Raw genomic sequence first — 26,339 nt, forward strand, 5'->3', positions numbered from 1 at the left:
GGCCGGTGAACCCACCAACCCCCTCGATCCGGCCCGCGCTGCCGACCCTGCTCGCGCTCGCCGCCGCGATCTTCGTCTCCGGGACGGCCGAGTACCTCGTCGCCGGAATGCTCACCGAACTGTCCGGCTCCCTCGGCGTCGGCACCGCGGCGGCCGGGCAGCTCGTCACCGGCTACGCCCTCACCGTCCTGATCGGCGGCCCGCTGCTCACCGTGGCGACGACCCGCCTGCCCCGCAAGGGACTGATGCTCGCGCTGACCGCCCTGTTCGTCGCCGGCGCCGTAGTCTGCGCCACCGCCGACGGCTACGGCCAGCTCCTCGCCGGCCGCGTCATCTCCGCACTGGCCCAGGCCACCCTCTTCGCCTCGGCGCTCACCACCGGCGCCAAGATCGTCGCCCCGCAACGCATCGGGACGGCCTTCGCGATCATGTCGACCGGCTTGACCCTGGCCACGGTCCTCGGATCCCCGCTGGGCACCTTCCTGGGGCAGGAGTACGGCTGGCGCTCGCCGTTCCTCGCGGTGGCGGTCATGGGCGCGCTCAGCCTGATCCCCTTGGCGCTGCTGGTTCCCAGGACACCGCGACCGGAGTCCACCGTCGCCCGGGAGCTGCGGGTCCTGGCCGGCCGCGACACCCGCCGGGTGCTTCTGCTGACCGTGCTGAGCCAGGCCGCCGTGTCGTCGGTCTTCGTCTACCTGGCACCCTCGGCGACCGAGCTGGCCGGTTTCACCGCGGGCGCGGTTCCCCTGCTGCTGCTCGGATACGGCGCCGGTGGATTCGTCGGCAACCTCGTCGCCGGCCGTGCCGCCGACCGCGACCTCGGCCGCACCCTGTTCACCGTCCTCGGCGCGACGGCGCTGCTCCTGGCGGCGGCTCCCTTCGCGCTGACCATGCAGGCCACCGCGATCGCCGAGATCCTGCTGCTCGGCGCGGTCGCCAACGCCCTCGCCGCGCCCCTCCAGTCGCTGATGTCGCGAAGGACCGGCGGATCCAGCCTCGCGCTGGCGGTGAACGTATCGGCCTTCATGGGCGGCCACGCGCTCGCGGCCGCCTCGGCGGGCGTGGTCGTGGCGGCGTGGGACCTGCGATGGGCCGGGCTGGCGGGCGTGGTGTTCGCGGTGGTGGCCTTGGGGGTGGCGCCACGAGAAAGGCGGGTGCCCGTCGCGGTCTGAGCTCTGGTTCGGCGGTCAGTCCCGGCCGCCGAACACCCCCTCGAACGCCTCCAGCGCCGCCCCGCCGCCGTAGATCCCGAACACCACGCGGTCGAAGTACGGCACCGCCGCCAGGCCTTGCGCGAAGGCGCCCGCGACCACCGCCGGGTCGTTGCGGAAGACTCCGCATCCCCACGCACCCAACACCAGTACCCGGTGCCCGTGTGCGGCGGCGACGGTGAGCACGCGTTCGGCGCGGCGGCGCAGGACTTCGGGCACCGACGCGGCCAGGTGCGGCGTGTTGCGTTCGACGGCGCCGAGGTTGGGGGCCGCCGAGGTCAGGAAGCTCGCCTCGTAGGGCTCTTCGAGCAGGCGGCCCTTGTCGTCGCGGAACACCGGGACGGCGGGGGAGTGGATCACGCGGTCGCTGTAGCGCAGGTCGCCCTGTGCCCGGTGGAAGGCGTAGAACTCCGGCTGGGTCAGCAGACACGGGTACAGCCCCGACGACCGCGCCACGGCCTCCTCCTGGGCCTGCGCGCCCCCCAGGAAGCCGCCCCCGGGGTTCTTGGCCGACGCGAACACGAGGGCGGCGACGTCGGGCGCCAGCCGCCGCGCTGCCTCCAAAGTGGACTCCGCGGTGACCTCGACGACCGGCTCGGCCCGCGATCCGCTCGGCCGCGGTGAGTCCCCGGGTTCGTGGCACCTGGTCTCGCGGACGGCACCCGCGACGTCGATGTCCATCGTGCGTCCCGAGGGGGTCTCGTAGCAGCCGGCCTCGGCGATCTCGACGGTCCGGCGGGCGATCTCGCGCAGTCTGCCGCTCATGCCCGCAGGCTATGCGCCGCATCGCCGGCCGCACAACGAGAAAACGCCCCGACCAGGTGGCCGGGGCGCGTCCTCGCTCGTCGTCAGGGCCTGCCGAAGCCGTACACCGGCATGGAGTCCACAGGGGACACCCGGACGTTCTGCCCGGCTTCGGGCGCGTGGATGATCTTCCCTTCGCCGGCGTAGATGCCGACGTGGTGGATGTCGTTGTAGTAGAAGACCAGGTCGCCCGGTTTGACCGCGTCGCGGTCGACCTTGCGGACCGAGTCCCATTGCATGGCCGCGTTGTGCGGCAGGGCCACGCCGGCACTGCTCCACGCCGCCGAGGTCAGCCCCGAGCAGTCGTAACCGCCCGGCGAGGACCCGCCCCACTGGTAGGGGGTGCCCAGCGCGCTGTGGGCGTACCGGACCGCCTCGGAGCCGTCGCCACCGGCGGGCAGTGAGCCCAGTGTGTAGGTGCGGCCCTCGTTGTAGGTGAAGGAGGCGCCGTCGCGCAGCGTCGTCAGCCGGGAGAGTTCGGTCTCGATCGTGCCGCGCTTCTCGGCGAGCTCCTTCTCCAGGCGCTCCTTCTCGACGCGCAGTTCGGCGATGGTGGTCCGCTCCGACTCCAGGGCCCGCTGGGTCTCCAGGAGTCCGGTGAGTTCGCGGTCCTCCTGCCAGGCCAGGAAGTCCAGCGTCGTGAGGCGCTCGGCGAGCTCGTCGGCGTGACCGGAGAGCATCGCGTTGAGCTGGCTCAGACCGCCGGTCTGGTAGTAGTGCATGGCGATCGCGCTGAGGTTGTCGTCGTTGGCGGCCATGAGTTCGCGCAGCGGGCCGAGGGCGTTGTCGATCTCCTCGGAGCGCTCGTTGACCGCGTCGAGTTCCTCGGCGGCCTTGTTGTACTGCTCCACGACGACTTCGAGGTCGTGGGAAGCGGTGTCGATCTGTTCGTCCAATGTGGGGTCGGCATGCGCCGCCGACGGAGAAAGGGCGAGCGCGGTGACGACCGCGCCGGTGAACAGGAGTCTGGAGATTGTTGCGAGATACCGGGTCGGCACCGGAGTGGTCATGATGACCGGCTCCTTCAAAGGTCCCCGGGGGTGGTGACAGGTTGTGTGGGGTCAGCGCCGTAGCGTACCACCCCCGGGTTGCTTTGAGACGAGGTGTCCGGGTTCGTGCGAACGGGTCTAGCTGGGCCGGCCGAATCCGTCGATCGACATGGAGTCGAGCGGTGCGGTCGTCACCGACTGCCCCGGTTGTGGGGCGTGCACGATGACGTTCTCGCCGGCATAGATGGCGACATGGCTGAGTCCGTTGTAGAACACCAGGTCACCGGGGGCGAGTTCGTCGCGGCTCACGTGCGGGACCTCGTTCCACTGCATGTTCGTGTTGTGCGACAGGCCGACGCCCGCCGCTCCCCAGGCGCCTTGGGTCAGACCGGAGCAGTCCCATGAGCCCGGACCGGCATCGCCGTAGCCGTAGGGTTCGCCGATCTGGTCGTAGGCGAACTGCACCGCGTCGCCCGCGCGGCCGCTGGGCGGCGGGGGCTTGCCGGGGCCGCTGGGCGGCGGCGCCAGCTGGTCTTGCATGGCGAGCAGTTCGTCGAGGTCGCCCTCGATCTTGTCCTTCTTCTCCTTGATCTCCTTCTTGAGATCCTCCTGCTCCTTGATCGTGGTCGCCAGCGACTCCTCCTCGGTGTGGAGGGCGGTGGTGGCCTCGTTGAAGGAGCGGATCTCGGAGATCTGCGTCTGCCCGAGTTGACTGATCAGCGAGAGTCGCTCGATCGTCTCGTCGGGGGAGCCCGACAGCATGATGTTGACCTGGCTGAGGTTGCCGCCGGTATAGGTGCTCGAAGCGATCGCGTCGACCTCATCTTGCGCGGCGGCGACCGACTCGGCCAGGGGGATCAGCGCCTTCTCGATCTCTTTTTGGCGCTTCTCGGCCTTCTTGAGATTCTCCCGGGCGGCGTTGTACTGCTCGGTGATCTTCTCTAGCTCGTCGCCCTTTTTCTCGACCTGTTCTTCGATCTCGTCGAGGCTGGGGTCCGCATGTGCGGGGCTTGCGGTGAACAGCAGCGCAAGAGCTGCCGCTGCCGCGGCCAGGGCGACATAACGGATTCGCACCGGTGGTCGGCTCCTTCTTCCTCGAACCGCCTACCGGGTTAGCTGACGGGCTCGGGCGGGAAGAAGCATCGCCCTACCTGCGTTGTGCGGCAGGATTCGCCCCAATGGCGTGGTTCCCCGGTTCACCTGGGGGTGGCGCGTGAGCGTCGGTGATTCGGCGGTGTCGCCCGGTGTCACCGGGGTGGTGGCAAGGGGTCCGGGCTGACGGAGCCCAAGAGTAGGGTGAGTCGACGGTCGATATCAAGTCGTGACGTACTTCAATCCCTCGAATGGCACAGCCCGTGGGCGCATCGTACTGCGAGGATGACCCCCTGCGGTCGTGTACGATAGGGGGGTGGGGTATACGGACGGCGAAAATGCAGAGGTGAGCGGCATGGCGGACTATTGGTACAGCACGGACAAGAAGGCGCTCCTTTCGCGGCTTCGCCGGATCGAAGGGCAGGTCCGCGGACTCCAGCGCATGGTCGAGGGCGACGAGTACTGCATCGACATCCTCACCCAGATCTCGGCGGCCGACAAAGCGCTCAAAGCCGTCGCCGTGAGTCTGCTCGAAGGCCATATCGGCCACTGCGTCATGGAGGCCGGCACCGATGCCGACGCCGCCGCGGCGAAAGTGAAAGAGGCCTCCGACGCGATCGCCCGGCTCGTTCGCTCCTAGCGCTCTGCGTACCCTTCACCCCATGAAGACCGGCGGCAGGAAAGTAGATCCGAAGCTGCCCATCTACGTCGGCGTGCTCGTGCTCGCCGTCCTGATGGGCGTCGGCGTCGGCCGTGTCCTCGGCCCGGTGTCCACCTACCCCGGCGATCCCGGGCAGAACGCCGGCGACCAGAGCGCCGCCGCCCCACCGCAGGGCGGCGGACCCGTCGTCGCCGCCGACGGCCACATCCACGGCGGCACCATCGGCGCGGGCGGCTCCGCCGGCGGCGCGCCCGCGCTCGGCGGCCTGGAGATCTCCGCCTCCGGCTACACCCTCGCCCCCGCCGCCGACGAGTTCGGCGCCGCCGGCGATCCGCAGTCGATCTCCTTCCAGATCCTGCGCGCCGACGGCACACCGGCCACCGAGTTCGCCGTCGTGCACGAGAAGTCCATGCACTTCTTCGTTGTCCGCCGCGACTTCGGCGACTACCGGCACCTGCACCCGGAGATGGCCCCCGACGGAACGTGGAGCGTCGAGGCGGCCCTCGCCGACCCCGGCCCCTACCGCATGTACGCCGACTTCACCGCGATCGACGCCGCCGGCACCCAGACCGCGGTCACCCTCGGCGCCGACCTCGCCGTCTCCGGCGACTACCGCCCCGAGAAGCTCCCGGCCCCGGCCGTCGAGTCGACTGTGGACGGTTTGACCGCCGCGATGTCGGGCACCGCCACACCTGGCGTCGCCAGCCCGGTCCTGTTCACCGTGACCCGCGACGGGCGGCCGGTCGGACTCCAGCCCTACCTCGGCGCCTTCGGCCACCTCGTGGCCCTGCGCGACGGCGACCTCGGCTTCGTGCACGTCCACCCCGAACCCCAGTTGTTCGACGGGGCCGTGAAGTTCTGGGTCACCGCGCCGACCCCGGGCACCTACCGCCTCTACCTCGACTTCCAGGTCGACGGGAAGGTCCACACCGCCGACTACGTCGTCGTGGTCGAGTAATCCGCTTGCCGCCGCCGCCAAGTGCGGCGAGCATGGCCGGATGCTCCCCTCGGCACCCGTCATCCGCGCCTACGCCGATGACGACTGGCCCGCCGTCTCCCGCATCCACGACGCAGCCCGGCTCGACGAGCTGCGCGACTCCGCCGGCGTCGAGGCCTTCTTGACCCTTGAGGCGACCGCCGAGGAGGAAGGCCTCTTCGACGGCGACCTCTGGGTGGCCACAGTGGACGGAGAGGTGGCCGGCTTCGCCGCCTACGACGAGGGCGAACTCACCTGGCTCTATGTCGATCCCGGCCGCTACCGCAGCGGCGTCGGCCGGGCCCTGCTGCGCCACGCGCTCGCCGCGTCGGGCGACGAGCGCGTCGAGACCACCGTCCTCGACGGCAATCCCGCGGCTTTTGCGCTGTACCTGGCCGAGGGCTTCGCCGTCGTCGAGACGCGGGTCGGCAAGCTCGCCGGGAACGAGCGCTTCGAGGCCACCGGTCACATCATGGAGTGGTGCCGGCCCTGACCTTCGCCGCGAAGGCGATGACGGCGCCGGCCAGCAGCATCGCGACGCCGACGATCAGCATCCGGTCCATTCCCGCGTCCCAGCCCAGTGAGCTGAGGGTCGAGATGGCCACCGCGACGCCCACCGAGGAACCGATGTAGCGGGCGGTGTTGTTGGCGCCCGACCCCATCCCGGCGCGGTGCGGCGGGACGCTGTCGATGGCCAGCCGCGCCGAGGCCGCGTTGACCAGGCCGGCGCCGATCCCGGAGAGCCCGAAACCGAGCAGCACCCGCCACAGGACCCAGCCGCCGGCGGCGCCGGTGCCCAGGAGCAGCAGGTTCGTCGAGGAGAGCAGGTAGCCCAGCGCGAGCAGTCGTGAGGGCCGGATCGGGATCCGGCGGGCGGTGAGCGCGGCGGCCAGCGAGGCCGAGGCCCACAGCGTGAACATCAGCGAGGTGTCGAAGGCGCTGAAGCCGTGCGCGTGCTGCCAGACGGTCGCGGTGACGCTGCCGACGCCGATGATGGCCAGTCCGTTGAGCAGCGCGCCTCCGGTGGCCAGCAGGAACAGCGGCTGGCGGAACAGGGCGAGGTCGAGCATCGGCTCGGCGGTGCGCGACTCGACGAGGGCGAAGGCGGCGGTGAACACGACCGTGGCGGCCAGCAGGCCGAGTACTTCGGGGCTGGTCCAGCCGGTCCGCCCGAGGGTGACCGCCGACAGCAGCGCCACCAGTGCGGCGGCCAGCAGCGCCATGCCCGCCAGGTCGGTGCGGCTTCGGTGTCCCGCGCGCGACTCCGGCAGTGCCCGCGAGGCGATCACCAGGGCGATGCCGCCGGCCACGGGAACCCAGTAGACGGCCCGCCAGTTCAGCAAGGTCAGCGCACCGGCCAGCGGTGGACCGGCGGCCAGGCCGGCGCCGAGCGCGGCGGCCCACATGCCGGTGGCCTTCGCGCGGGCCATCGGGTCGACGAAGACGTGCCCGACGATGCCGAGGCTCGCCGCGAGGAGGGCGGCGCCCGCCGCGCCCTGCCCGATGCGGGCGGCGATCAGCAGCGCGGGGGTCGTCGCGAGGGCGCCGACGGCGCTGGTGGCCGCGAGCGCGGCGGCGCCGTAGGCGAACAGGCGCCGGCGGCCGAGGTTGTCGGCGAGCGAGCCGGTGACCAGCAGCAGTGCGGCGAGGCCGAGCGGGTTGGCGTTCAGGATCCAGGTCTGCTCGGTCACGCCCGCCCCGACGCCGGCGGCGGTCTCGGGGAGCGTGATGAGCGGGACGACGTAGACCGACAGGACGAGCAGGGGCGCGGCGGCGGCGATGGCGAGGGTGGTGGTGTGGGTCTCGGTTCTGGTGAGCGTCGGGGTGGTCAAGGCGGCTCCTTGGTTCGTTCATTGAACTCGCGAGCGCCACGCTAACACTCTCGGTTCGTTGAACGAACTCACGGGGTTTAGGATCGGTCCATGGCACTGGGCAAGGACTACGACAACCAGCGGGACTGCTCACTGGCGCGCGCCCTCGAACTGGTCGGCGAGCGCTGGACGATGCTGATCGTGCGCGACGCGTTCTTCGGCGTCCGCCGCTACAGCGACTTCCTGTCCCACCTGGAGACGCCCCGGGCGGTCCTGGCCGACCGCCTCTCGAACCTGGTGGCGGCCGGCATCCTCGCCAAGCGCCGCTACAGCGACTCGCCCGTGCGCGAGGAGTACGTCCTCACCGACGCCGGCCGCGCCCTGTGGCCGGTGCTGGCCGCGCTGGGGACCTGGTCGGCGCGCTACGTCATGGACGGCGAGGTGCCCCGCATCTACGCCCACGCCGAGTGCGGGCGCCGGCTGACCGGGGGATCGGTGTGCCCGAGCTGCGGGCCGGTCGGCGCCGACGAGGTCGAGATCCGGCCCGGCCCCGACGCCGACTTCGTGCGCGAGGACCCGGTCAGTGTCGCCCTGCGGGAGCCCAAGCGGCTGCTGGTGCCCATCCGCGGGTAGCGCCCGATGTCGGTGGCCTCGTGCATGATCGGCGCGACGATTTCCCCGAGCGGACGGACGGGCCCATGCCGATCACGAACCAGCGGGTGGCGGAGTACGCGTTCCTGCAAGGGCTCTACGACGACCCGTACTTCCCCGACCACGTCGTCGACAAGGGCCGGGCGATCCTGCTGCGCCTGTGCGAGCGGATCGAGGCGGACAAGCCCGCCGACCTGACCGCCCTCTACGCGCTGACCCATGCCGCGACCGAGGAGTTCAACCTCCTCGAAGCCGAGTTCGACGCGGCCGGCAGTGAGATCGAGACCGTCGCGCGCGAGGAGATCGGTGAGGACTTCTGGTTCGTCGCCGGCGCCTACGGGTTCACCGAGGCCGACGCCGAGAAGCTGATCTCCCCTCGCGACTGGTGAGCGTCTAGACGGGCGGCGCGTACCGCAGGATCGCGGCGACCTCGCCGCCGCCGGGCACGTCCTCGCGGCGTACCGCCAGGACCCGCCCGCCGGACAGCCACACGCGCCGGGCGATCTCGTCGACGATCCCGTAGGCGACCGCGTCGTCGCCGTCGGCGTAGGTGACCTCGCCGGCATCGTCCACCTCGCCGGGGACGGTCGCGTCGAAGTCCACGAAGACGGTGTCGACGGCGCCCTGCGTCGCGAAGCGCGCCACGTCGCCGGGGTCGAACAGCGTCCGCCCCCGCGAGGCGCGCTCCTCGAAGAGGGTCTGGAGGTCCTTGAGCTCCGCGGCGTGCACCTCGTCGAGGACTTCGCGCCCGGCGGCGGCCAGCTCGCCGTCCCCGCGGTCCTCGGGGTTGCCCGCGACGGTGTTCTCGGCGACGTCGGGGTAGGAGCAGACCTCGCGGAAGATGCTCAGCAGCGGCTCGGTCCCGGCCAGGATCAGCGGGACGCCGTCGGCGGGCAGGACCGGCCGCAGGGCGGCGTCGATCTGGCGCGCGTACTGGCGCATCCGCATCTTCTGGCCCTCGCTGCCCTGGACGCGCCGCTCGGGCGCCCGGTGCTTGATGGTGGCCTTGCCGACCGCGTCGGCGACGTCGTCGGGCAGGTCGGGGACCTTGATCCGCTCGGGGGTGACGCCCTCGGCGATCTCCAGGAGCCGCAGCGAACCCTGCGCCAGCGCCAGCAGGTACGCCGTCTGCGGGAAGGTCACCGAGCGCAGCAGCGGCTTGACGTGGAAGCGGTCGGCGACCGCGGCCTGCGGCTGGAGGTGGTTGGGCAGCCGGAACGTCGTCAGCCGCTCGGGCGTGGCGAACACGGCGAGGCTGCGCGCCTGGAAGCGCCAGAATTCGCCGTCGTCGACGAGGTCGGCGAAGTGCTCCTCAAGGGCGGTGACCTCGTGCTTGCCGGTCCCCGCCTCGCGGAGCTGGTCGATCGCCCGCTTGGCGAGGTCCTTGAACGCGATCGGCGCCGCGTTCGGATTGGTCGGATCGGTGGGGAGGTAGATCGAGACGCTCGCCGGGCCTCGCCGGTTGAGCAGCGTGTCGATCTGCGGGCGGCTCGGGATGTCGGTGTACAGGCCGGGCATGTTGAAGTCCCCCTCCGGACGCGGGCGCGTCCCCCGTTCGGATGCTACGGGCGGATACGCCGCAAAGAGGGTGGTTCGGTCGGGTTCAGCCCGCGTCGAGGAGCTCGGCCAGCTTCGGCCGCAACCCCCACTGCTCGACCAGCGCGTCGTAGTCAAGCCGCGCGGCCGTGCGCAGCGCCGCCGGGGTCTGCGCCGGGCGCGCCCAGATCATCGAGTTGCGCGGGGTGTGCTGCGAGGCGATGAACTCCGAGACCTCGACCTCGTAGCCCAGCGAGCGCAGCAGCAGGGCGCGCAGTGCGTCGGTGAGGGTGTCGGCGAAACGCTCGCGGAGGATCCCGTCGGCCACGAGCGACCGGTAGGGCGCGGGCGCCTTGACCCGCTTGAGCTGCTCGGCGATGTCGTGGTGGCAGCAGGGCGCGGCGAAGATGTGCGCGGCGCCGAGCTCGACACCGCGGGCGATGGCCTCGTCGGTGGCGGTGTCGCAGGCGTGCAGCGCGAGGACGACGTCGGTGTCGGGAAGAGAGGCGTCGGCCGCGGTGTCGGCGACGAAGTGCATGCCCCCGGCGTAGCCGAGCTTGTCGGCGACGGCGTTGTTGTGGACGCGCTGCTCCTCGCGGATCTCGACGCCGGTGACGGTCACGTCGAGCGCGCGCACGCCCGAGAGGTACTTGTAGGCGGCGAAGGTGAGGTAGGCGTTGCCGCAACCGAAGTCGACGACGTGGAGCGGCGCGGCGACCTCGCCGAGCTTGCCGTCGACGAGGGTGAGGAAGCGGTCGACCTGGCGGCGCTTGGCCGCGTCGGCGCCGACGGCGGCGAACAGCGGGTCGTCGGGCGCCAGCAGGTGCGACTTGACGCGGTCGTGGGCGGTGACGCGCTGCCCACCCTCATCGGTGCGGTGCACGAAGGCCTTTCCGCGTTTGGTGATCCGCACCGCGACGGTCCGGTCGGTGGTCACCACGTGCCAGTTGCCGTAGGGCCGCGCGAGGAGTTCGTCCACGACGGCCGCCGCCTCGCCCGGCTCGACGTTGCGGACGGTCGGCCCGGCGCCGTCGGCGGTCTCCAGCTGGAGCAGCTCGCGGCCCTTGACGGTGACCGGGCGCAGCTTCGTCGGCGCGGGGGCGTCCTGGCCCTTACGGCGGCCCGCGGCGACGGCGGACACGAAGGACCCGGCGTCGTCGAGGAGGAGGCCGCGCAACTCGGCCAGGGCGTTGTTCAGCTCGGCTTCCACCCTCAGATCTTGGCACGCGGCGCTCGCCGTCCCCGCACGGTGTCGCACGCGTTACGCCCGGTGGCGGCGCTCACGCCTCCGACAGGGTGCGCACGGCCAGGTCGGCGACGTCGCGCAGGAGCGTGTCGGGGACGAGTTCGACGCCGGCGAGGGCGGTGAACAGGCTGGGCAGTCCGGGCAGGCAGAAGCCGTCGTCGGTGGCCACGGCCGCGCCGATCTCGCCGCGCTTGGCCAGGGCCTCGCGGCTGCGCGCCCACACCTCGCTGACCTCCTCGCGGGAGGGGACGCCGAAGCCGTGGCCGACGGGGGCGGCGTGCCGCAGGCGGATCAGGGCGCTGTCGCCGAAGGACAGCGCCACCGAGCAGCGGTCTTCGAGGGAATCGCGCACGGGCTTGTCGAGGGAGTTGACCACCCCGCAGCGGTTGCGGCAGCGGCTGGCGCACACGGCCAGGGCGTGCGAGACGTTGCTGTGCTGGCGGTCGAGGTAGGCGCGCCAGCCCTCGCCGGGTCCGGAGGCGACCTTCAGGGCGCGCTGGGTGGCGCCGGCGTCGGTGCGGTTGTGGTCGCAGCGGCGCTCCTCCTGCGCCTGGCGGTCGCCGAAGCGGGAGCCCATGACGTCGACGGTCGCGGGGAGCAGGGCGGGGTCGGCGGCGTGGCCCCACACCGACTCCCACACCAGCAGGGGCAGGTACTCCGACATGATGTGCGCGCACGAGACGAGGCCGGCCATGTCGGCGCGCCGCCAGCGGGCCTCCAGGACCTCCAGGAGCAGGCGGAAGGCCGGGCGCATGGTCTTGAGCGCGCCGCGGTCGGCCTCGCCGGGCTCCTGCGGCATGCGGCAGCGCTTGGCGCGCTCGACGAGCGAGACGAGGTCGGGCTGGGCGCCTTCGAGGCCGTCCATGTCGAAGTCCTCGGCGTCGAGGTCGGCCAGTCGCTGGCCGAACAGGCACAGCCGGCGCATCCGGGCCAGCTTCGGCGCGGGCAGCTCGAAGCCGGGCAGCAGCGCCCGCACGTCGCCGAAGGCGTACCGGTGGCAGAGCGTGACGATCAGCTGGTGGGCCAGGTCGGCGTTCGTGCTCATGGCCGCAAGTCTGGTACACGCGTGCGACCCCTGTGGAACCGGACACTGCCGGGCGACCGGGGTGTGGCGGGGCCGCCGGCGTCGTAGGCTTCCCTCGGTGTTATCGGTCGTGCCCCGGCACGCAGGAAGCATGCTTGGAGAAGTACGTGACCGCTCAAGACGACGACCGCGAGGTCGACCTGTCCGACGACGGTGGACTCGACATCCTGCCCGACCAGACCCGCGACGACACCGACGCCGGGTGGGGCGAGCGCAGGCCGACGGTCAGCGAGGACGACCGCCGGTTGCTGGAGGACCGGCCGCCCCACTGGGAGTAGAGGGCCCTCAATAACGAGACGAGACGATCCGTCTTGCTTAATCGCGGAGGATCGTCTATCGTCATGTCATGACCGCGAGACGAAACGTCTCGTCTCTACTTGAGGAGCCCGATCTGATCCGTCCCGCCGCCCCGGCCACCGTCCGCCACACCACCCTCCAGGAGGCGACCATGCGCACCCCATCCCCGCACGGCACCCAGCTCGCCCTGTCCGGTGTCACCAGGCGCTACGGAGACACCCTCGTCCTCGACCAGGTGACCTTCGCGGTCAAGCCCGGTGAGAAGGTCGGCGTGGTCGGCGACAACGGCTCCGGCAAGTCCACGCTCCTGCGCCTGATGACCGGCGGCGAGGCCCCCGACAACGGCACCGTCACCGTCCACGCGCCGGGCGGCGTCGGGCACCTCGCCCAGACGATCGGCCTCCCGCCGACCGCGACCGTCGGCGACGCCATCGACCTCGCCCTGGCCGAGATCCGCGCGCTCCAGCGCGAACTCCGCGAGGCAGAGACCAGCCTGTCCACCGCCGCCGACCTCGCCGCCTACGCCGAACTACAGGCCAGGTTCGAGGCCGTCGACGGCTACCGCGCCGACACCCGCGTCGACATCGCCCTGCACGGCCTCGGCCAAGACGGCCTCGACCGCGCCCGGGAGCTCGGCACCCTGTCGGGCGGCCAGCTCTCCCGCCTGGCGCTGGCCGCGACCCTCGCCGCCGGGCCCGAACTGCTGCTCCTCGACGAACCCACCAACGACCTCGACGACTCCGCCGTCGCCTGGCTTGAGGAGCACCTGCGCCGCCACCGGGGGACCGTCGTCGCCGTCACCCACGACCGGTCCTTCCTCGACCGCGTCACCACGACCATCCTGGAGGTGGACCACGAGACCCGCACCGTCCGGCGCTACGGCTCCGGCTACACCGGCTACCTGAGGGCCAAGGCCGCCGAGCGCGCCCGCCGCGCCCGCGAGCACCGCGACTGGCTCGACGAGCACCGCCGCCAGGAAGCCCTCGTCGACGCCAACGCCGGCCGCCTCGCCGGCATCCCGCGCAAGGCACCGGCCGCGTTCAGCGGCGCCGGCGCCTTCCGAGCGCGCTCACGCGCGCACGGCGCCATGAGCCGCATCCGCGACGCCAAGGAACGGCTCCACCGGCTCGACAGCGCGCCGGTCACCGCGCCGCCCGAACCGCTGCGCTTCGCCGGGCACTTCACCGGCGAGGCCGTCGCCGCCGAACTGCGCGACGTGCGCGTCGACGGCCGCCTCGCCCTCGACGAGCTGACCCTCGCCCCCGGCGACCGGCTGCTCGTCACCGGCCCCAACGGCTCGGGCAAGACCACGCTCCTGCGCCTGCTCGCCGGAGAACTCGCACCCGACGCGGGCAGCGTCGCCGTCACCGGCCGCGTCGCCCACCTGCGCCAGGACGACGCCGCCATCCACGGCGGCACCCTCCTGGCCGCCTACGCGAAAGGACGACCCGGACCGCCCGACGAACACGCCGAAGAACTCCTCGCCCTCGGACTGTTCCACCCCCGCGACCTCACCCGCCAGGTCGCGACCCTGTCCACCGGGCAGCGCCGCAGGCTCGAACTGGCCCGCCTCCTCGGCGAACCCGCCGGCCTGCTGCTCCTCGACGAACCCACCAACCACCTCACACCCGCCCTCGCCGACGAGCTCGAAGCCGCCCTCGACGGCTACCCCGGCGCGGTCGTGCTGGTCACCCACGACCGGCGCATGCGCGCCTCCTTCGCCGGCCGTGAGCTACGTCTCGGTGTGCCCGCGCTCGCCGCGGCATAGCCTGGCGGCATGATCGCCCACCCCCTCCCCGTACTGGTCAACGCCTGGGGAGTGGGGTGGGCGCTGTCGCGCGCGACCCCCGCCCCCGTCGAGATCCCCGGCGGCTTCCGCGTCGACGTCGGCGACCACGGCCACCGCGTCCGGCACGTCTTCCACACCTACGACCGCGACCTGCTCGCCGCCGTCGGGACCGAACCCGGCACGTGGATCAAGACGGCCGGTGAGCTCCCGCCCCTCCCCGGCTGGACCCACGGCCCGCCCGGGCACCTGATGACGGTGGAACTGAGGCAGGAGAAGGCCGAGCCGCCCGAGGGATACACCCTGCGGATCGAGGAGGGCGCCGTGCTCGCCGCCGTCATCGAGACCGCCGACGGCACGCCTGCCGCCGCCGCGCACCTCGCCGCGGCCGGGGACTTCGCCGTCGTCGACCGCGTCAGCACCGAGCCGGCCCACCGCAGGCGCGGCCTCGGGCGCGTGGCGGTGCGGGCGCTGACCTCGCGCGCGGCGGAGACGGGGGCGTCGACGGGCGTGCTGGTCGCCACGGACGTCGGCCGTGACCTGTACACGGCGATGGGGTGGGGGTGGCGGGGGCACTTGCCTTCGGTGTTTCGGCCCGAGTGATCCTCGTAGGCGAGTATTTGCCTAGGTCACCGCAGTTCCCCAGGTCTCCGAGGTAAGATTGACGGCAGGAGGACATGTCCTCCGATCCCGCCCTAGGCCTCGCATCTGCGAGGCCTTTGTGCTGCTCCCGTCGCAGAGCAGGGCCGCGATGAGGAACTTGTCCTGGGTATACGACTCGTCGAGATAAGCCGGCAGCACGACGCGGATCCTATGTCACGAATCGACTTCGCTCAGTGATCGGGCGTGCCGGCCCGAACCCTGACCCCCACACACAAAACCGCACCCCCGCCGAAGCGTGGGTGCGGTGAAAGTCCGGCTGCGCGTCACGCCTTGTTGGCGGCGGCCTTCGGCTTCGACTCGGCCGCGGGCTTGCTCTCCGACTTCGCGGGCGTCGACCCCGACGATCCCGACCCCGAGTCGCTCTTCTTCGTCTCGGTCGTCGAGGTGCTCTTCGACGACTCCTTCGACGAGTTGGTGCGGTTGTCGGTGCGGTAGAAGCCACTGCCCTTGAAGACCACGCCCACCGCGGAGAAGACCTTGCGCAGGTCACCCGAGCACGTGGGGCATTCCTTGAGCGGCTCGTCGGTGAACTTCTGCACCGCCTCCAGCTCGTCGCCGCACTTGGTGCAGGCGTATTGGTACGTAGGCACTTCTTTCCTCCGGTCAGCAGCTTTAGCACTCAGCTTCGCCAAGTGCTAATTGTGCAGCCGCCGGCCTCGATCGTCCAGCCGGGGGCGCGGTGAGAACGGCCGCATCACTCCAGCGCGACGTACCCGGTCCCCGGCGTGATGATCCCCGTCACACTCCGGTCGTGCTCCTCGCCGGGCACGGTGTCGACGAATTCGCCGTCGTCGATGAGCGCGATGACGGGCACGGACGGCTCGACGCGGGCCAGCGCGCGGTCGTAGGAACCCCCGCCGCGACCGAGCCGGGTCCCGTCGGCTCCGACGGCCAAGGCGGGCACGATCACGAGCGCGGCCTCGCCGACGGCTTCGCGCGTCCCCTCGCCGACCGGTTCGCGCAGCCCGCGCAGCGCGCCGGCGGTAAGCGCACCGGTGAAGGGGATCCAGTCGAGATCGAAGTCGGCGCGGAACACCGGCAGCAGGACACTGTGGCCGGTCCCGAGCAGAAAATCGGGCAGGTCGGCACCGCCCGGCTCACCGTTCATTGGAGCGTAGGCGGCGACCGTCGAACCGGCTTTGGCCAGCATCGAAACGACCTCGGCGAGGGCCGCGCGCAGGGCCGCGTCGGCGGTCGTACGATCCACTGTGGACAGCGCGCGGCGGCGGGCCAGAAAACGGCCCCGAAGCACCGCCTTTTCCGATTTCTCCGGTGATCCCATGCCATTTCACCTTTCCGCGGACACAAGCCGCGCGTAGCCCTACCCGGTGGTCGATCGTTGTTCAAACGTGGTGTGCCGGCAAGGCGGACCGATGGTTACATTGCATCGAGCGAACCGCCACCAGTGTGTGCGCACGGTGCCGGACCGCGAGATCGCGGCCGCCCCGGCGAGCCGCAGGCCACCCCCGACACTCGAGCTGAGGTGACCCGGACATGACGTTGCGCGCCCGGCTCACCGCCGCCTTCCTCGCCGTGGTGCTCGGCCCGGTCCTCGTCGGCGCCCTCTTCGTCGGCGTCACCGTCACCGCCGTCGGCCACAACCGCGCCGAAGAACGCCTCCAGTACGGCGCCGCCGCGCTGCACACCGCCGTCGACTCCCTCTGCTCGCGCCTGTCGGGCGCCGCCGAGACCGTCGGCATGCTCGCCACCGAGTCGGGCACCCTCGACCCCGTCCGCTCCGCCGAGTACGCCGGCCGCCTCGTCCGGCGCGGCCTCGCCGAGGCCGTCACCGTCACCGACGCCGGCGGCACCGCCGTCGCCGAGGCGGGCGCGCGCGTCCACACCTGGACCGACTGCGCCGACACCGGCACCGTCACCACCGGCACCGGCGCAGGCTCGGTGGGCGCCGAGTCGGTGCCCGCCGTCGCCGCGCACGTGGCCCTCTACGACGCCGACGGCCGCGCCATGGGCACCGTCCGCGCCGGCGTCGCCCTCGACGCCGATCTCGTCGACAGCCTCGCCGCCCTCTCCGGTTGCGACGTCACCGTCCTCACCGGCGACGGCGACCCGCCCCTGTCGAGCATCTCCCCGCAGGCCGCGGCCGCCGTCGCCGAAGCCGCGCGCGGCCTCAACCCCGGCGAGGCCACCGACACCGAGGACGGCGGCCTCCTCCAGGTCGTCCCCGCCGCCAGCGGCCAGCCCCTCGAACTCGTCCTCACCACCGACAAGGACCTCCCCTCCGGGCTCTACCCCCTCCTGCTGCTGTCCGTGGCCGCCGCGGGCTTCGCCGCCGTCGGCGTCGCCTGGTGGCTGGCCCGGTCCACCACCAGACCCGTCACCGAACTCGCCACCGCCGCCGACCGCGTCGCCGCCGGCGACCTGGAGGCGCGCGTCCCCGTCCGCGGCAACGACGAGGTCGCCCACCTCGCCAACAACTTCAACCGCATGACCCGCGAGATGCAGGGCTACGTCCAGGCCCTCACCGCCAGCCGCGACCAGCTGCGCGGCAACCTCGGCCTCCTCGGCGACACCCTCTCCTCCACCCACGACCTCGACCGCATCCTCGAAGTCATCCTCAGCACCGCCATGACCGCCACCGGCGCCCAGTCCGGCGCGATCCTGCTCGTCGACGAGGAGGCCGACGAGGCCGGCACCGTCCTCGTCGCCCGCTGCCACGCGGGGATCGCCGCCGGCGACCCCCGCGCCGCCGGCGTCATCCGCGTCGAAGTCGGCGAAGGCCTCCTCGGCGGCATAGTCGCCGGCGGCGAGTCCCGCCGCGGCCGCGTCACCGGCGAGACCGTCTTCGCCCCGCAGGAACCCCGCTGCCACACCTACATCGCCGTGCCCTTCACCGGCGCCGACGGCCTCGTCCGCGTCGCCGGCCCCGCCGCCCGGCCCGTCGGCGTCCTCGCCCTCTACGACCGCCTCGGCTTCGACGAGTTCGACGACACCGACCTGTCGACCCTGCGCACCTTCGCCGGGCAGGCCGCCGTCGCCGTCGAGAACGTCCTCCTCCACGAAGAGGCACAGCGCCTGTCCCTCACCGACCCCCTCACCGGCCTGTGGAACTACCGCTACCTCAAGGTCACCATGGACAAGGAGGTCGAACGCGCCCACCGTTTCGGTCGCCGCACCGCCGTCATCGCCATCGACCTCGACCGCTTCAAAGACGTCAACGACACCTACGGCCACCCCGTCGGCGACCAGGTCCTCATCGAACTCGCCGCCCGCATCACCGCCCAGATCCGCGAGGTCGACTTCGCCTTCCGCTACGGCGGCGAGGAGTTCGTCGTCCTGCTCCCCGAGACCGACCGCTACGGCGCCATCCCCGTCGCCCGCCGCCTCGGCGAGGCCATCCGCCGAGACCCCTTCCCGCTCCCGCCCACCGCCGACGGCACCGCCCGCACCGTCGAGGTCACCATCTCCATGGGCATCGCGATCTTCCCCGACCACGGAGAGACCGGCGCCGACGTCCTCGCCGCCGCCGACGAGGCCCTCTACGCCGCCAAGGCCGCCGGGCGCGACACCTACCGTGTGTCCAAAACCGATGCGGATAAACCTCCCGGTGACGCAACACCCGTCACTTAGATTGTTGCCGCAACCTCGGACGGTGAACCCGTAGGCTCCTACTCATGTCGAACCGTGAGCCATCCCCCCCGGTCCGTCCACTGAAGGCGGTGATTCCGGCCGCCGGTTTCGCCACGCGCTTCCTCCCGGCGACCAAGGCCGTCCCGAAGGAACTGCTGCCGGTGGTCGACCGGCCGGTGCTCCAGTACATCGTCGAAGAGGCCGCGGCCGCCGACATCCGCGACATCCTCCTGGTCACCGGACGCGGCAAGACCTCCATGGTCGACCACTTCGACCGGCGCCCCGACCTGGAGGCCCGGCTCATCGAGAAGGGCGACGACGAGCGCCTGCGCGCCATCCTCGAACCCTGCGACCTCGCCGAGATCTACACCTGCCGCCAGGGCGAACCCCTCGGCCTCGGGCACGCCATCTCCTACGCCGAGTCCCACGTCGGCGACGAGTCCTTCGCCGTCCTGCTCGCCGACGAGTTCACCGAGATCGGCGACCGGCTCCTCCCGCGCATGATCGAACTCCAGGCCGAGACCGGCGGCATCGTGCTCGCCCTCATGGAGGTCCCGCGCGACGAGGTCGACCGCTACGGCGTCGCCGCCGTCGTGGGCGACGGCGACCTCCTGCGCGTCACGGGCCTGGTCGAGAAGCCCGCCGTCGACGAGGCCCCCAGCAACCTCATCCTCATCGGCCGCTACGTCCTGCCCCCGACCATCTTCGACGCCATCCGCGAGACCAAGCCCGGCCGCGGCAACGAGATCCAGCTGACCGACGCGATGGTCCGCCTCCTCGAAGCCGGCACGCCCGTGCACGGCGTCGTCTTCCGAGGCACCCGCTACGACACCGGCGAGCCCGCCGGCTACCTCCAGGCAGTCGTACAGCTCGCCTGCCAACGCGATGATCTCGGCGCGTTTCGCGACTGGCTGACCCGATTCGTGGAAACTCAACGCCAGTAGTGATTGGGGGTGTACTTCGATGGCAGAACTCCATCCGGACGCACAGCGGGGCGAAGACGTGGTGCCACTCGTGCGGTTTCTCAGCGACGCGCTCGCCAGGGTTCGGCCGCTGCCGTCCATTGATGTGCACCTGACCCAGTCCCACGGGCACGCGCTCGCCGCCGACGTCACCGCGCCCGGCCCGATCCCGGCATTCGACCACGCCACGGTGGACGGCTACGCGGTCCGCTTCGACGACGTCGTCGCCGCGACCGAGCGCCGCCCGGTGCAGCTGAAGGTCCTCGGGGACGTCGCGGCGGCGTCGTGGCGGCCGGTGCGGATCCTGCCCGGCACGTGCTTCGCGGTGGCCGCCGGCGCGCCGCTGCCCACGGGCACCGAGGCGGTCGTGCCGCTGTCGTGGACCGACCAGGGCATGGCCACCGTCGAGATAACAGAGGTCCCCAAACGCGGGTACGGGCTGCGCCGGACCGGCGACGAGGTCACCGCCGGGGCGGTCCTGGGCCGCGCGGGTCAGACGGTGAACCCGCACCTGATCGCGCTGTTCGCCGCCTCGGGCGTCAGCGACGTCCACGTGCGGCCCGAACCGCGCGTGGTCATCATCGCCACCGGCGACGAGCTCATGGACGCCGGCCGGATCAGCCAGCCCGGGCAGGTCGTCGACGTGGACTCCCCGGCACTGACCGCGGCGGCGGCCGAGGCGGGCGCGCACGCGTTCCGGATCGGCATCTGCGACGACGAGCCCGAGGCCCTGCGGACCGTCCTCGACGACCAGACCCTGCGCTCCGACCTGGTCATCACCACCGGCGGGACGGGGATCGGCCCCGGCGACATGGTCCGCCGCACCTTCGGCCGCGACGGTGCCGTCGACTTCGCGACCGTCTCGATCTTCCCCTCCTCGACGCTCGGCTTCGGCACGATCGGCCCCGAGGAGATCCCCATCATCTGCCTGCCGGGCGAGCCCGGCGCCGCGCTGATCGCCTTCGAGGCCTTCGCGCGGCCGATCATCCGCCGGCTCGCCGGCGTCGAGCCGGTCTTCCGCTCCCAGGTGAAGGCGCACCTGCTGGAGACGGTGTCCTCACCGGCGGGTCTGCGGGAGTTCCGGCCCGCCGAGGTCACCGAGCGGCGGGGCGGCGGGTTCACCGTGGCGCCGCTGTCGGGGGGTCCGTACACTCTGTCCGGTCTGGCGGTGGCGAGTGGCCTGATGGTTCTGGGGGAGAAGGTCACCAACGCCCCCGCGGGATCCACAGTGGACGTACTCCTCTTTGACAGGCGACGATGACCGACGAACGAATGGGCTGGCCCGTGGTGCTCACGGACGGCCCTGTCACGCTCCGCCCCTACCGGCGCCGCGACGCCAAGCCGTGGAGCGCGATGCGCCGGGCCAACGAGAACTGGCTGGCCAAATGGGAGCCCACGCCCCTGGGCTCCTGGTACGACACGCACCACCCCGCCTCGTTCAAGGCCCTCTACCGAGACCTCGCCAAGTCGGCCAAGTCGGGCGCCGCGATGCCCTTCGCCGTCTGCTACGACGGCGTCTTCGTCGGGCAGCTGACCATCGGCAACATCGTCCGGCGCGCCTTCCGCTCGGCCTACGCCGGCTACTGGGTCGACCAGGGACACGCCGGGCGCGGCATCACCCCGACCGCGCTGGCGCTGGCCGTCGACCACGCCTTCGCCTACGGCGGCCTGCACCGCGTCGAGGTCAACATCCAGCCCGACAACCGGCCGAGCCAGCGCGTCGTGGAGAAGCTGGGCTTTCGCCGCGAGGCCATGCACGAGCGCTACCTCTACATCGACGGCGGCTGGCGCGACCACATCGGCTACGCCGTCACCATCGAGGACATCAGCGAGCCCGGCGGCCTGCTCGGCCGCCTGAAAGCCCTCTCCGTCTAACCGGCCACCTTCTCGGACACCGCCGCGCCCTCGCGCGCGAACACCGGGATGTGCCGCAGCGGCGCCTTCGCGTCGACCTCGGCCCCACCCTCGTGCACCGCCCCGGCCCGCACGTCCAGCCACCGCGTTCCCGACGGCAGGTACACCGCCCGCTCGCGCGCACCGGCCTCGGTGACCGGCGCGACGAGCAGGTCGGGGCCGAGCATGAACTGGTCGGCGACCGTCCACGCCCGCTCGTCGCCGGGGAAGTCGAAGAACAGCGGCCGCATCGGCGGCGCGCCCGTCCGGTGCGCCGCCGTCGACAGCTCCGCCAGATACGGCCGCAGCCGCTCCCGCAGCGCCAGATGCTCGGTGAGGATGCCGTAGGCCTCCTCCCCGTAGGACCACACCTCGTTGGGGCCGCCGGACATCTCGGTCGAGAAGGACCCGTGATGCGGCACCCGGTCACCGTGCAGGCGCATGACCGGACTGAAAGTCCCGTACTGGAACCAGCGGACCAGCAGCTCCCGGTAGGCCGGGTCCGCAGGGTCCCCGCCCGAGAAGCCGCCGATGTCGGTGTGCCACCACGGGATCCCGCTCATCGCCACGTTCAGCCCCGCGGTGACCTGCACGGCGAAGGACTCGAAGGTCGGCGCCACATCCCCCGACCACAGCGCGATCCCGTCGCGCTGACCGCCCGCCCACGTCGACCGGACCAGGCTCAGCGGACGCTCGACCCCGGCCTCCCGCTGCCCCTCGGCGAAGGCCCGGTTGTGCAGCGCGCCGTAGATGTTGCCGACCTCCTCGCCGGTACCCGCCGCGTACAGCGCCCGCCGCCCCAGCCACGGCGGCCCGACCGGCTCGTTCGCGTCCAGCCAGAACGCCGCCACCCCCTTGTCGGCGTAGTTGCGCCGGATCCGCGCCCACATCGCCGCGCGCGCACCCGGATCGGTGGAGTCGACATAGGCGCACGGCGCCTTCTCGCTCCCCTCGACCGGCCACTCGTGCGTGAGCAGCCCGCCCCGCACGTCCCGCACCAGGTGCCGCGACTCCCGCAGCTCCCCGAAACTCTCACTGTCCGGATCCACCGTCGGCCACACCGAGACCGCCAGTCTCACCCCCAGCTCCGCCAACTCCGCGACCATCGCCGCCGGGTCGGGCCAGGCCCCGGCGTCGAAACGCCAGTCGCCCATCCTCGGCCAGTGGAAGAAGTCGCACACGATCACCGACATCGGCAGCCCCCGCCCCCGATGCTCCCGCGCCACCCCCAGCAGCTCCTCCTGGTCGCGATAACGCAGCTTCGACTGCCAGAACCCGCTCGCCCACGCCGGCAACTCCGGCGCCGGACCGGTCGCCTCGGCATAGGCCGCCGCGATCTCGGCCGGCGAATCCCCGGCCGTCACCCAGTAGTCGATCCGCCGCGCCGAATCGGCCACCCACCGCGTCGCGTCCGCGCCCAACTCCACCCGCCCCAGCGCCGGGTTGTTCCACAGCAGCCCATAACCCCGCGAAGAATGCAGGAACGGGATCGACACCACCGTGTTGCGCTGCACCAGCTCGACCACACACCCCTTCTGGTCCAGCCGGCCGTGCAACTGCTGCCCCAGACCGTAGAGGCGCTCGCCCTCGTAGGCCTCGAAGTGCTGCTCGACCGAGCGCGTGCCCGCCTCGGCCGGCGCCACGATCCTCGGCCCGGGCGTGAAGCTGTAGGCCTTCTTCTCGGCGAGCAGTTCGCGACCGGTGCCGGTGCGCAGGAAACGCACCCGACCCGAGGCGTCGACCTCGACGGTGATCCGCCCGTTGACCAGGCGCCCGCCGCCGTGCTCGTCGAGGACCGCCTCGGCCTCGGTGGGCGCGGGCGGCAGGTCGAGCGCGCCGGGAAGCTCCTGCTCGACGGCCGCGGGGGAGCGCCCGGCCCGGACCCGGACCGCGTGCGGACCCCAGGCCTCGACCCGGAGGGTCTCGCTGAGACGGTTGAGGACGAGGGCGCCGGATTCGGCGGCGATGGGCGACATGCTGCTCCCGTGGAAAGCGGTTTCGCCGGAGTGTAGGAGCGCCGCGCGGAGCGGTCAAGGTCAAGAAGCTGGGCGAAGGCGGAGGCCCGCGACCGGCCAAGACGCCGTCGAGGCGCATAAGCCGTAAACGCTTACCGTCGACTGGGGAGGGTCGCCGCGTCCACTTGCGACGACGGGACGCGGGCCCTCCGGCCCCCACATATCCGCACGCTCGACGCGCCCCTGGGCGTACCCTCGGGTAACAGCGGAAGGGTGGGGGCTGAGGATGCCGACGTCGGTGCTGCTCGCGGTGCTCGCCGCAGCCGGGCTGCTGGCCCTTGCCCCGGCCCTGGTGCGCCGCTACGACGCGGGCGAGCGCATCGCGGCCGAACGGGCCACCTCGGACGCGCGGGTCCTGTCCCGCGACCGTCGCAAGCGGACGGTGCCCGGGGCCGTTCCCCTGAACCCTCCGCAGCCGGACGATCACGTCACGGGTGACGATACGGTCGGTTGCGCCGGGGACGCGTTGCCGAGTCCGCCTTCCGACAGTGGGCGCGGCGGGTGGTCGCGTGTTGGCCGTGCGCGCGCGACCTCGGTACGGTTGAGCGCTCAGACTTCTCAAGTTCCGGTGGGTGAGACGGACGTGGCAACGATCGAGCGACGTGCCTGGTGGCGCCGTCGGCATCGCCGCATCCTCATCGGCATGCTCGGCCTGAGTTTTCTGGAGCTGCTGGGCGTCATCTTCGTCGGCCCGGGTTTCTGGGTCGGTTTCGCCGGGGTGTTCCTGGTGACCCTCTGGTATGTGCGCTACCTGCGCCTTCGGGCGCTGGCCTCGGCTCGCGGGCAGCGCAAGGCGCTGCCGTCGGCGGAGCGGCCGAAGCGGCACCTGCCGCGTCAGACGCAGAGTCCGCTGAACGAGTCGGATCCGGAGTGGGTCGAGGAGTCGGGCGACTCCGATTCCCGCTGGCCGCAGGAGCCGGCGCCGGTCGACTACGTCGACGACGAGGACGACGAGGAGCCCGAAGACGACTCTCCGGTCGAGCCGCCGCGTCGCAGGGGCGGCGGGATCCGGGGCCGGTCCTACGAGTCACCGGCCGCGAACGTGTAAAAAAAGGGGGGCGGGTTTCCCGCCCCCCCTTTCTTTTCGGTGTTCGCCTCAGGCCTCGGCGTCGGAGCCCCGGTATTCGCGCAGTCCGGCGATGAACCTGCGGCGCAGGGCGGGGATCTTGTCGTTGGCGCGGAAGAAGGTGCGGGCCACGGCCAGCACGATCCGGCCGATGAAGGGCCGGTGCAGGGGGTCGGAGCCGCTCATCCCGTTCTGCGCGAGCGAGTCGGCGACGCGCGCGGTGCCGTAGGGGAGCATCTCGGCCTCGTAGTCGCCGACGGCCTCGGTGAGCTTCTTTCCGCCTTCGGCGACCGCGACGAGTTCGCGGGTGAGCAGGGTGGCGTCCCGCAGGGCGGTGTTGGCGCCGACGCCCATGCCCGGCGTCATCGTGTGGATCGCGTCGCCGAGGAGCGTCACGTTGCCCGGTTGCCAGGCTTCGACGGGTTCGGAGGTGCGGATGCGCACCGCGAAGCAGCTGGCGGGGTCGGAGCGGCGCATGAGCTCGCGCACGTCGGCGTGCCACGCGCCGGTCATGTCGAGGGCGACGCGCATCAGTTCGGGGCCGCGCAGGTTCATGACGTCGGCGGGGAACTTGCCGGCGGAGGCCGACAGGCCCCAGTTGAGGTAGTCGCGGGTGTTGTCGTAGAGCAGGCCCGGCCAGCGGGCGATGAGTTCGGCGTCGTTGCCGCCGACGCCGTCCTTGACCTTGCCGTCGTGGTCCCAGGGGAACTCCATCGAGTGCAGGATCATGAACTGCCCCTTGGGGGCGAAGAAGGTCGAGATGCCGTTGAGGGCGACCTCGGGCACCAGGGCGCGGTTCTCGGGCGTCGAGGGGGCTTTCGCGGCGATGGCGATGACGCCGGAGTCGCGCACGACGGCGTCGGGGAGGAACTGGCGGCGCACGGGGGAGTTGGTGCCGTCGGCGGCGACGAGGAGGTCGCCGGTGGCGGTGGTGCCGTCGGCGAAGTGGGCGGTGACCCTGCCGTCGGGGGTCTGCTCGTAGCGGGTGAAGGTCTTGCCGTACTCGACGACGTCGTCCATGTCGGACAGCAGCACCTGCCGCAGGGTCATGCGGGAGACGGAGTGCTCGGCCTGGCCGGGGTCCTCGGGCGGTTCGATCTCGAAGGACGCGACCCGTCCGAGCTTCTCGGTGTAGACGTTGAAATGCCGCGGGGGCCGGGCGCAGGTGGCCACGAAGGTATCGAAGAGTTCGGGGGACAGGCACTCGCGCAGCGAGCGCGCGCCGGTCGGGCTGATGCCGACCCGGTAGCCGTGCAGGCCGTCGGCGCGGGTCTTGTCGCGTTCGTAGACGGCCACGGAGATCCCGGCGTTGCGCAGGCCGTGGGCCAGGCACATGCCGCCGGTGCCCGCGCCGATGATCAGGACGTGGAGGCGGTCGTCGCCTCCGCTGTGGCGGGCCATCGCGAACTCCCTTGGTTATCATGTAGCTCGACTGTCGAGCAATTCTATCTTGAAGGTCGAGCTACTTGAATGTCAAGCAATAACCTCGGTGAGCTGCGCGCGACCCTGGGCGCCGAGGTGCAGGCGAACCAGTCGGCCGTGGACGCCTTCGACGAGCGGGCGGCGACGATCCTCGGCATCAACCGCACCGACATGCGCTGCCTCGAACACCTCCTGTCGGCCGGCGAGGCCGCCCCGACCGAGCTCGGCGCCCACCTGGGGCTCACCACCGGCAGCGTCACCGCCATGCTCGACCGCCTGGAGAAGCTCGGCTACCTCACCCGCAGCCCCGACCCGGGCGACCGCCGCCGCGTCGTCGTCCGCGCCACCGAGGTGATCCGCGACCGCGCCGGAGGCATCTACCAGCCGATGGTCGAGGAGGGCGACCGGCTCACGGTCGACTACACCGAGGAGGAGCTGGAACTCGTCATCGGTTTCCTGCGCCTCACGCGAGGCATCTACGAGCGCCAGCTGGAACGCGTCCGCACCATCGAGCCGTACGTCAAGCGCAGGCGCTGAACCCTCCCCCACTCGGGGGACCGGGCCCCCGCCCGAGCGGGAGTCGCCG

At 71.8% G+C, this 26,339-nt stretch carries 26 protein-coding genes and 1 riboswitch; of the genes, 15 read left to right on the top strand and 11 right to left on the bottom strand.

The features are described 5' to 3' along the window. The first annotated feature begins 5 nt into the window (after positions 1–5). On the top strand, positions 6–1,172 hold the full coding sequence (locus AB0I28_RS15815) for an MFS transporter (RefSeq protein WP_357493722.1): 1,167 nt from the start codon (positions 6–8) through the stop codon (positions 1,170–1,172). Between the two features lie 15 nt (positions 1,173–1,187). Here the strand turns inward: AB0I28_RS15815 and AB0I28_RS15820 are convergent, their stop codons facing one another. The 3 genes from AB0I28_RS15820 to AB0I28_RS15830 form a co-directional block, all read right to left on the bottom strand. Then, positions 1,188–1,976, bottom strand: coding sequence for a TIGR02452 family protein (locus AB0I28_RS15820; RefSeq protein ID WP_357493724.1), 789 nt, complete (start codon positions 1,974–1,976; stop codon positions 1,188–1,190). Between the two features lie 83 nt (positions 1,977–2,059). Continuing rightward, positions 2,060–3,025, bottom strand: a complete 966-nt coding sequence (locus AB0I28_RS15825; RefSeq protein ID WP_357493726.1) for an NlpC/P60 family protein — start codon at positions 3,023–3,025, stop codon at positions 2,060–2,062. Between the two features lie 117 nt (positions 3,026–3,142). Continuing rightward, positions 3,143–4,078: an NlpC/P60 family protein gene (locus tag AB0I28_RS15830; RefSeq protein ID WP_357493728.1), complete on the bottom strand. Its 936-nt coding sequence runs from the start codon at positions 4,076–4,078 to the stop codon at positions 3,143–3,145. 11 nt (positions 4,079–4,089) lie between these two features. Then, positions 4,090–4,248: riboswitch (cyclic di-AMP (ydaO/yuaA leader) on the bottom strand. 203 nt (positions 4,249–4,451) lie between these two features. Between AB0I28_RS15830 and AB0I28_RS15835 the strand changes: the two genes are divergently transcribed. Genes AB0I28_RS15835 through AB0I28_RS15845 form a run of 3 tightly spaced genes read left to right on the top strand, consistent with a single transcriptional unit; the run spans position 4,452 to position 6,226 of the window. Beyond that, complete coding sequence (locus AB0I28_RS15835; protein WP_357494277.1) at positions 4,452–4,736, top strand: metal-sensitive transcriptional regulator; 285 nt, start codon at positions 4,452–4,454, stop codon at positions 4,734–4,736. Positions 4,737–4,758: 22 nt separating this feature from the next. Continuing rightward, positions 4,759–5,715, top strand: coding sequence for a hypothetical protein (locus AB0I28_RS15840; RefSeq protein ID WP_357493730.1), 957 nt, complete (start codon positions 4,759–4,761; stop codon positions 5,713–5,715). Between the two features lie 40 nt (positions 5,716–5,755). Beyond that, positions 5,756–6,226 (top strand): GNAT family N-acetyltransferase, encoded by a 471-nt coding sequence (locus AB0I28_RS15845; RefSeq protein ID WP_357493732.1) that lies wholly within the window; start codon positions 5,756–5,758, stop codon positions 6,224–6,226. On the opposite strand, the gene AB0I28_RS15850 is transcribed toward AB0I28_RS15845, so the two are convergent. Then, positions 6,204–7,565, bottom strand: coding sequence for an MFS transporter (locus AB0I28_RS15850; protein ID WP_357493734.1), 1,362 nt, complete (start codon positions 7,563–7,565; stop codon positions 6,204–6,206). The genes AB0I28_RS15845 and AB0I28_RS15850 overlap by 23 nt on opposite strands. Before the next feature lie 90 nt (positions 7,566–7,655). On the opposite strand from AB0I28_RS15850, the gene AB0I28_RS15855 reads away from it, so the two are divergent. Both AB0I28_RS15855 and AB0I28_RS15860 read left to right on the top strand, forming a co-directional pair. Then, on the top strand, positions 7,656–8,177 hold the full coding sequence (locus tag AB0I28_RS15855; RefSeq protein ID WP_357493735.1) for a helix-turn-helix domain-containing protein: 522 nt from the start codon (positions 7,656–7,658) through the stop codon (positions 8,175–8,177). Between the two features lie 65 nt (positions 8,178–8,242). Continuing rightward, positions 8,243–8,584: a DUF5713 family protein gene (locus tag AB0I28_RS15860; protein WP_357493737.1), complete on the top strand. Its 342-nt coding sequence runs from the start codon at positions 8,243–8,245 to the stop codon at positions 8,582–8,584. A 4-nt stretch (positions 8,585–8,588) separates the two neighbouring features. Here the strand turns inward: AB0I28_RS15860 and AB0I28_RS15865 are convergent, their stop codons facing one another. From AB0I28_RS15865 to AB0I28_RS15875, 3 genes are all read right to left on the bottom strand, one after another. Beyond that, positions 8,589–9,713 (bottom strand): hypothetical protein, encoded by a 1,125-nt coding sequence (locus AB0I28_RS15865; RefSeq protein ID WP_357493739.1) that lies wholly within the window; start codon positions 9,711–9,713, stop codon positions 8,589–8,591. A gap of 85 nt (positions 9,714–9,798) precedes the next feature. Then, the gene (locus AB0I28_RS15870) at positions 9,799–10,941 is read right to left on the bottom strand and encodes an SAM-dependent methyltransferase (RefSeq protein WP_357493740.1); all 1,143 of its coding nucleotides are present in this window, start codon (positions 10,939–10,941) and stop codon (positions 9,799–9,801) included. A gap of 70 nt (positions 10,942–11,011) precedes the next feature. Next, positions 11,012–12,022, bottom strand: coding sequence for a hypothetical protein (locus tag AB0I28_RS15875; RefSeq protein ID WP_357493742.1), 1,011 nt, complete (start codon positions 12,020–12,022; stop codon positions 11,012–11,014). Positions 12,023–12,168: 146 nt separating this feature from the next. Here AB0I28_RS15875 and AB0I28_RS15880 point away from each other — a divergent pair, with 146 nt between their 5' ends. The 3 genes from AB0I28_RS15880 (at position 12,169) to AB0I28_RS15890 (ending at position 14,747) form a co-directional block, all read left to right on the top strand. Next, on the top strand, positions 12,169–12,339 hold the full coding sequence (locus AB0I28_RS15880) for a hypothetical protein (RefSeq protein WP_357493744.1): 171 nt from the start codon (positions 12,169–12,171) through the stop codon (positions 12,337–12,339). Between the two features lie 170 nt (positions 12,340–12,509). Beyond that, positions 12,510–14,126: a ribosomal protection-like ABC-F family protein gene (abc-f, locus tag AB0I28_RS15885; RefSeq protein ID WP_357494279.1), complete on the top strand. Its 1,617-nt coding sequence runs from the start codon at positions 12,510–12,512 to the stop codon at positions 14,124–14,126. Between the two features lie 9 nt (positions 14,127–14,135). Next, complete coding sequence (locus AB0I28_RS15890) at positions 14,136–14,747, top strand: GNAT family N-acetyltransferase (protein WP_357493746.1); 612 nt, start codon at positions 14,136–14,138, stop codon at positions 14,745–14,747. Positions 14,748–15,070: 323 nt separating this feature from the next. Here AB0I28_RS15890 and AB0I28_RS15895 read toward each other — a convergent pair whose 3' ends face one another. Together AB0I28_RS15895 and AB0I28_RS15900 are read right to left on the bottom strand one after the other, a co-directional pair. Then, positions 15,071–15,397 carry an FmdB family zinc ribbon protein gene (locus AB0I28_RS15895; protein WP_357493748.1) on the bottom strand — a complete coding sequence of 109 codons (327 nt, stop codon included), beginning with the start codon at positions 15,395–15,397 and terminating at the stop codon, positions 15,071–15,073. A 104-nt stretch (positions 15,398–15,501) separates the two neighbouring features. After that, positions 15,502–16,089, bottom strand: coding sequence for a 5-formyltetrahydrofolate cyclo-ligase (locus AB0I28_RS15900; RefSeq protein ID WP_357493750.1), 588 nt, complete (start codon positions 16,087–16,089; stop codon positions 15,502–15,504). 212 nt (positions 16,090–16,301) lie between these two features. On the opposite strand from AB0I28_RS15900, the gene AB0I28_RS15905 reads away from it, so the two are divergent. Genes AB0I28_RS15905 through AB0I28_RS15920 form a run of 4 tightly spaced genes read left to right on the top strand, consistent with a single transcriptional unit; the run spans position 16,302 to position 21,232 of the window. After that, positions 16,302–18,395 (top strand): diguanylate cyclase, encoded by a 2,094-nt coding sequence (locus AB0I28_RS15905; RefSeq protein WP_357493752.1) that lies wholly within the window; start codon positions 16,302–16,304, stop codon positions 18,393–18,395. A 44-nt stretch (positions 18,396–18,439) separates the two neighbouring features. After that, positions 18,440–19,339, top strand: a complete 900-nt coding sequence (locus AB0I28_RS15910; protein WP_357493754.1) for a UTP--glucose-1-phosphate uridylyltransferase — start codon at positions 18,440–18,442, stop codon at positions 19,337–19,339. 19 nt (positions 19,340–19,358) lie between these two features. After that, positions 19,359–20,618 carry a gephyrin-like molybdotransferase Glp gene (glp, locus tag AB0I28_RS15915; RefSeq protein ID WP_357493755.1) on the top strand — a complete coding sequence of 420 codons (1,260 nt, stop codon included), beginning with the start codon at positions 19,359–19,361 and terminating at the stop codon, positions 20,616–20,618. Then, a complete protein-coding gene (locus tag AB0I28_RS15920; protein ID WP_357493757.1) occupies positions 20,615–21,232 on the top strand; it encodes a GNAT family protein in 618 nt (205 codons plus the stop codon). Before glp ends, AB0I28_RS15920 begins: the two co-directional genes overlap by 4 nt. On the opposite strand, the gene AB0I28_RS15925 is transcribed toward AB0I28_RS15920, so the two are convergent. Then, positions 21,229–23,226 (bottom strand): TIM-barrel domain-containing protein, encoded by a 1,998-nt coding sequence (locus AB0I28_RS15925; protein WP_357493759.1) that lies wholly within the window; start codon positions 23,224–23,226, stop codon positions 21,229–21,231. The genes AB0I28_RS15920 and AB0I28_RS15925 overlap by 4 nt on opposite strands. 277 nt (positions 23,227–23,503) lie before the next feature. Here AB0I28_RS15925 and AB0I28_RS15930 point away from each other — a divergent pair, with 277 nt between their 5' ends. Next, positions 23,504–24,313, top strand: coding sequence for a hypothetical protein (locus AB0I28_RS15930; protein ID WP_357493761.1), 810 nt, complete (start codon positions 23,504–23,506; stop codon positions 24,311–24,313). A gap of 48 nt (positions 24,314–24,361) precedes the next feature. On the opposite strand, the gene AB0I28_RS15935 is transcribed toward AB0I28_RS15930, so the two are convergent. Then, positions 24,362–25,732 carry an NAD(P)/FAD-dependent oxidoreductase gene (locus tag AB0I28_RS15935; protein WP_357493763.1) on the bottom strand — a complete coding sequence of 457 codons (1,371 nt, stop codon included), beginning with the start codon at positions 25,730–25,732 and terminating at the stop codon, positions 24,362–24,364. Between the two features lie 69 nt (positions 25,733–25,801). Between AB0I28_RS15935 and AB0I28_RS15940 the strand changes: the two genes are divergently transcribed. Continuing rightward, entirely contained in the window at positions 25,802–26,290 is a 489-nt protein-coding gene (locus tag AB0I28_RS15940) for a MarR family transcriptional regulator (RefSeq protein WP_357493765.1), read from the top strand. Positions 26,291–26,339 lie beyond the last annotated feature (49 nt).

The sequence above is a fragment of the Phytomonospora sp. NPDC050363 genome (genome assembly GCF_040655735.1).
Taxonomy (GTDB): domain Bacteria; phylum Actinomycetota; class Actinomycetes; order Mycobacteriales; family Micromonosporaceae; genus Phytomonospora.

Coding starts and splice junctions, on each gene's coding strand:
- AB0I28_RS15820 (WP_357493724.1), bottom strand. CDS start 1,976: ATGAGCGGCAGACTGCGCGAGATCGCCCGCCGGACCGTCGAGATCGCC.
- AB0I28_RS15825 (WP_357493726.1), bottom strand. CDS start 3,025: ATGACCACTCCGGTGCCGACCCGGTATCTCGCAACAATCTCCAGACTC.
- AB0I28_RS15835 (WP_357494277.1), top strand. CDS start 4,452: ATGGCGGACTATTGGTACAGCACGGACAAGAAGGCGCTCCTTTCGCGG.
- AB0I28_RS15840 (WP_357493730.1), top strand. CDS start 4,759: ATGAAGACCGGCGGCAGGAAAGTAGATCCGAAGCTGCCCATCTACGTC.
- AB0I28_RS15845 (WP_357493732.1), top strand. CDS start 5,756: ATGCTCCCCTCGGCACCCGTCATCCGCGCCTACGCCGATGACGACTGG.
- AB0I28_RS15855 (WP_357493735.1), top strand. CDS start 7,656: ATGGCACTGGGCAAGGACTACGACAACCAGCGGGACTGCTCACTGGCG.
- AB0I28_RS15860 (WP_357493737.1), top strand. CDS start 8,243: ATGCCGATCACGAACCAGCGGGTGGCGGAGTACGCGTTCCTGCAAGGG.
- AB0I28_RS15865 (WP_357493739.1), bottom strand. CDS start 9,713: ATGCCCGGCCTGTACACCGACATCCCGAGCCGCCCGCAGATCGACACG.
- AB0I28_RS15875 (WP_357493742.1), bottom strand. CDS start 12,022: ATGAGCACGAACGCCGACCTGGCCCACCAGCTGATCGTCACGCTCTGC.
- abc-f (WP_357494279.1), top strand. CDS start 12,510: ATGCGCACCCCATCCCCGCACGGCACCCAGCTCGCCCTGTCCGGTGTC.
- AB0I28_RS15890 (WP_357493746.1), top strand. CDS start 14,136: ATGATCGCCCACCCCCTCCCCGTACTGGTCAACGCCTGGGGAGTGGGG.
- AB0I28_RS15900 (WP_357493750.1), bottom strand. CDS start 16,089: ATGGGATCACCGGAGAAATCGGAAAAGGCGGTGCTTCGGGGCCGTTTT.
- AB0I28_RS15905 (WP_357493752.1), top strand. CDS start 16,302: ATGACGTTGCGCGCCCGGCTCACCGCCGCCTTCCTCGCCGTGGTGCTC.
- AB0I28_RS15910 (WP_357493754.1), top strand. CDS start 18,440: ATGTCGAACCGTGAGCCATCCCCCCCGGTCCGTCCACTGAAGGCGGTG.
- glp (WP_357493755.1), top strand. CDS start 19,359: ATGGCAGAACTCCATCCGGACGCACAGCGGGGCGAAGACGTGGTGCCA.
- AB0I28_RS15920 (WP_357493757.1), top strand. CDS start 20,615: ATGACCGACGAACGAATGGGCTGGCCCGTGGTGCTCACGGACGGCCCT.
- AB0I28_RS15925 (WP_357493759.1), bottom strand. CDS start 23,226: ATGTCGCCCATCGCCGCCGAATCCGGCGCCCTCGTCCTCAACCGTCTC.
- AB0I28_RS15935 (WP_357493763.1), bottom strand. CDS start 25,732: ATGGCCCGCCACAGCGGAGGCGACGACCGCCTCCACGTCCTGATCATC.
- AB0I28_RS15940 (WP_357493765.1), top strand. CDS start 25,802: ATGTCAAGCAATAACCTCGGTGAGCTGCGCGCGACCCTGGGCGCCGAG.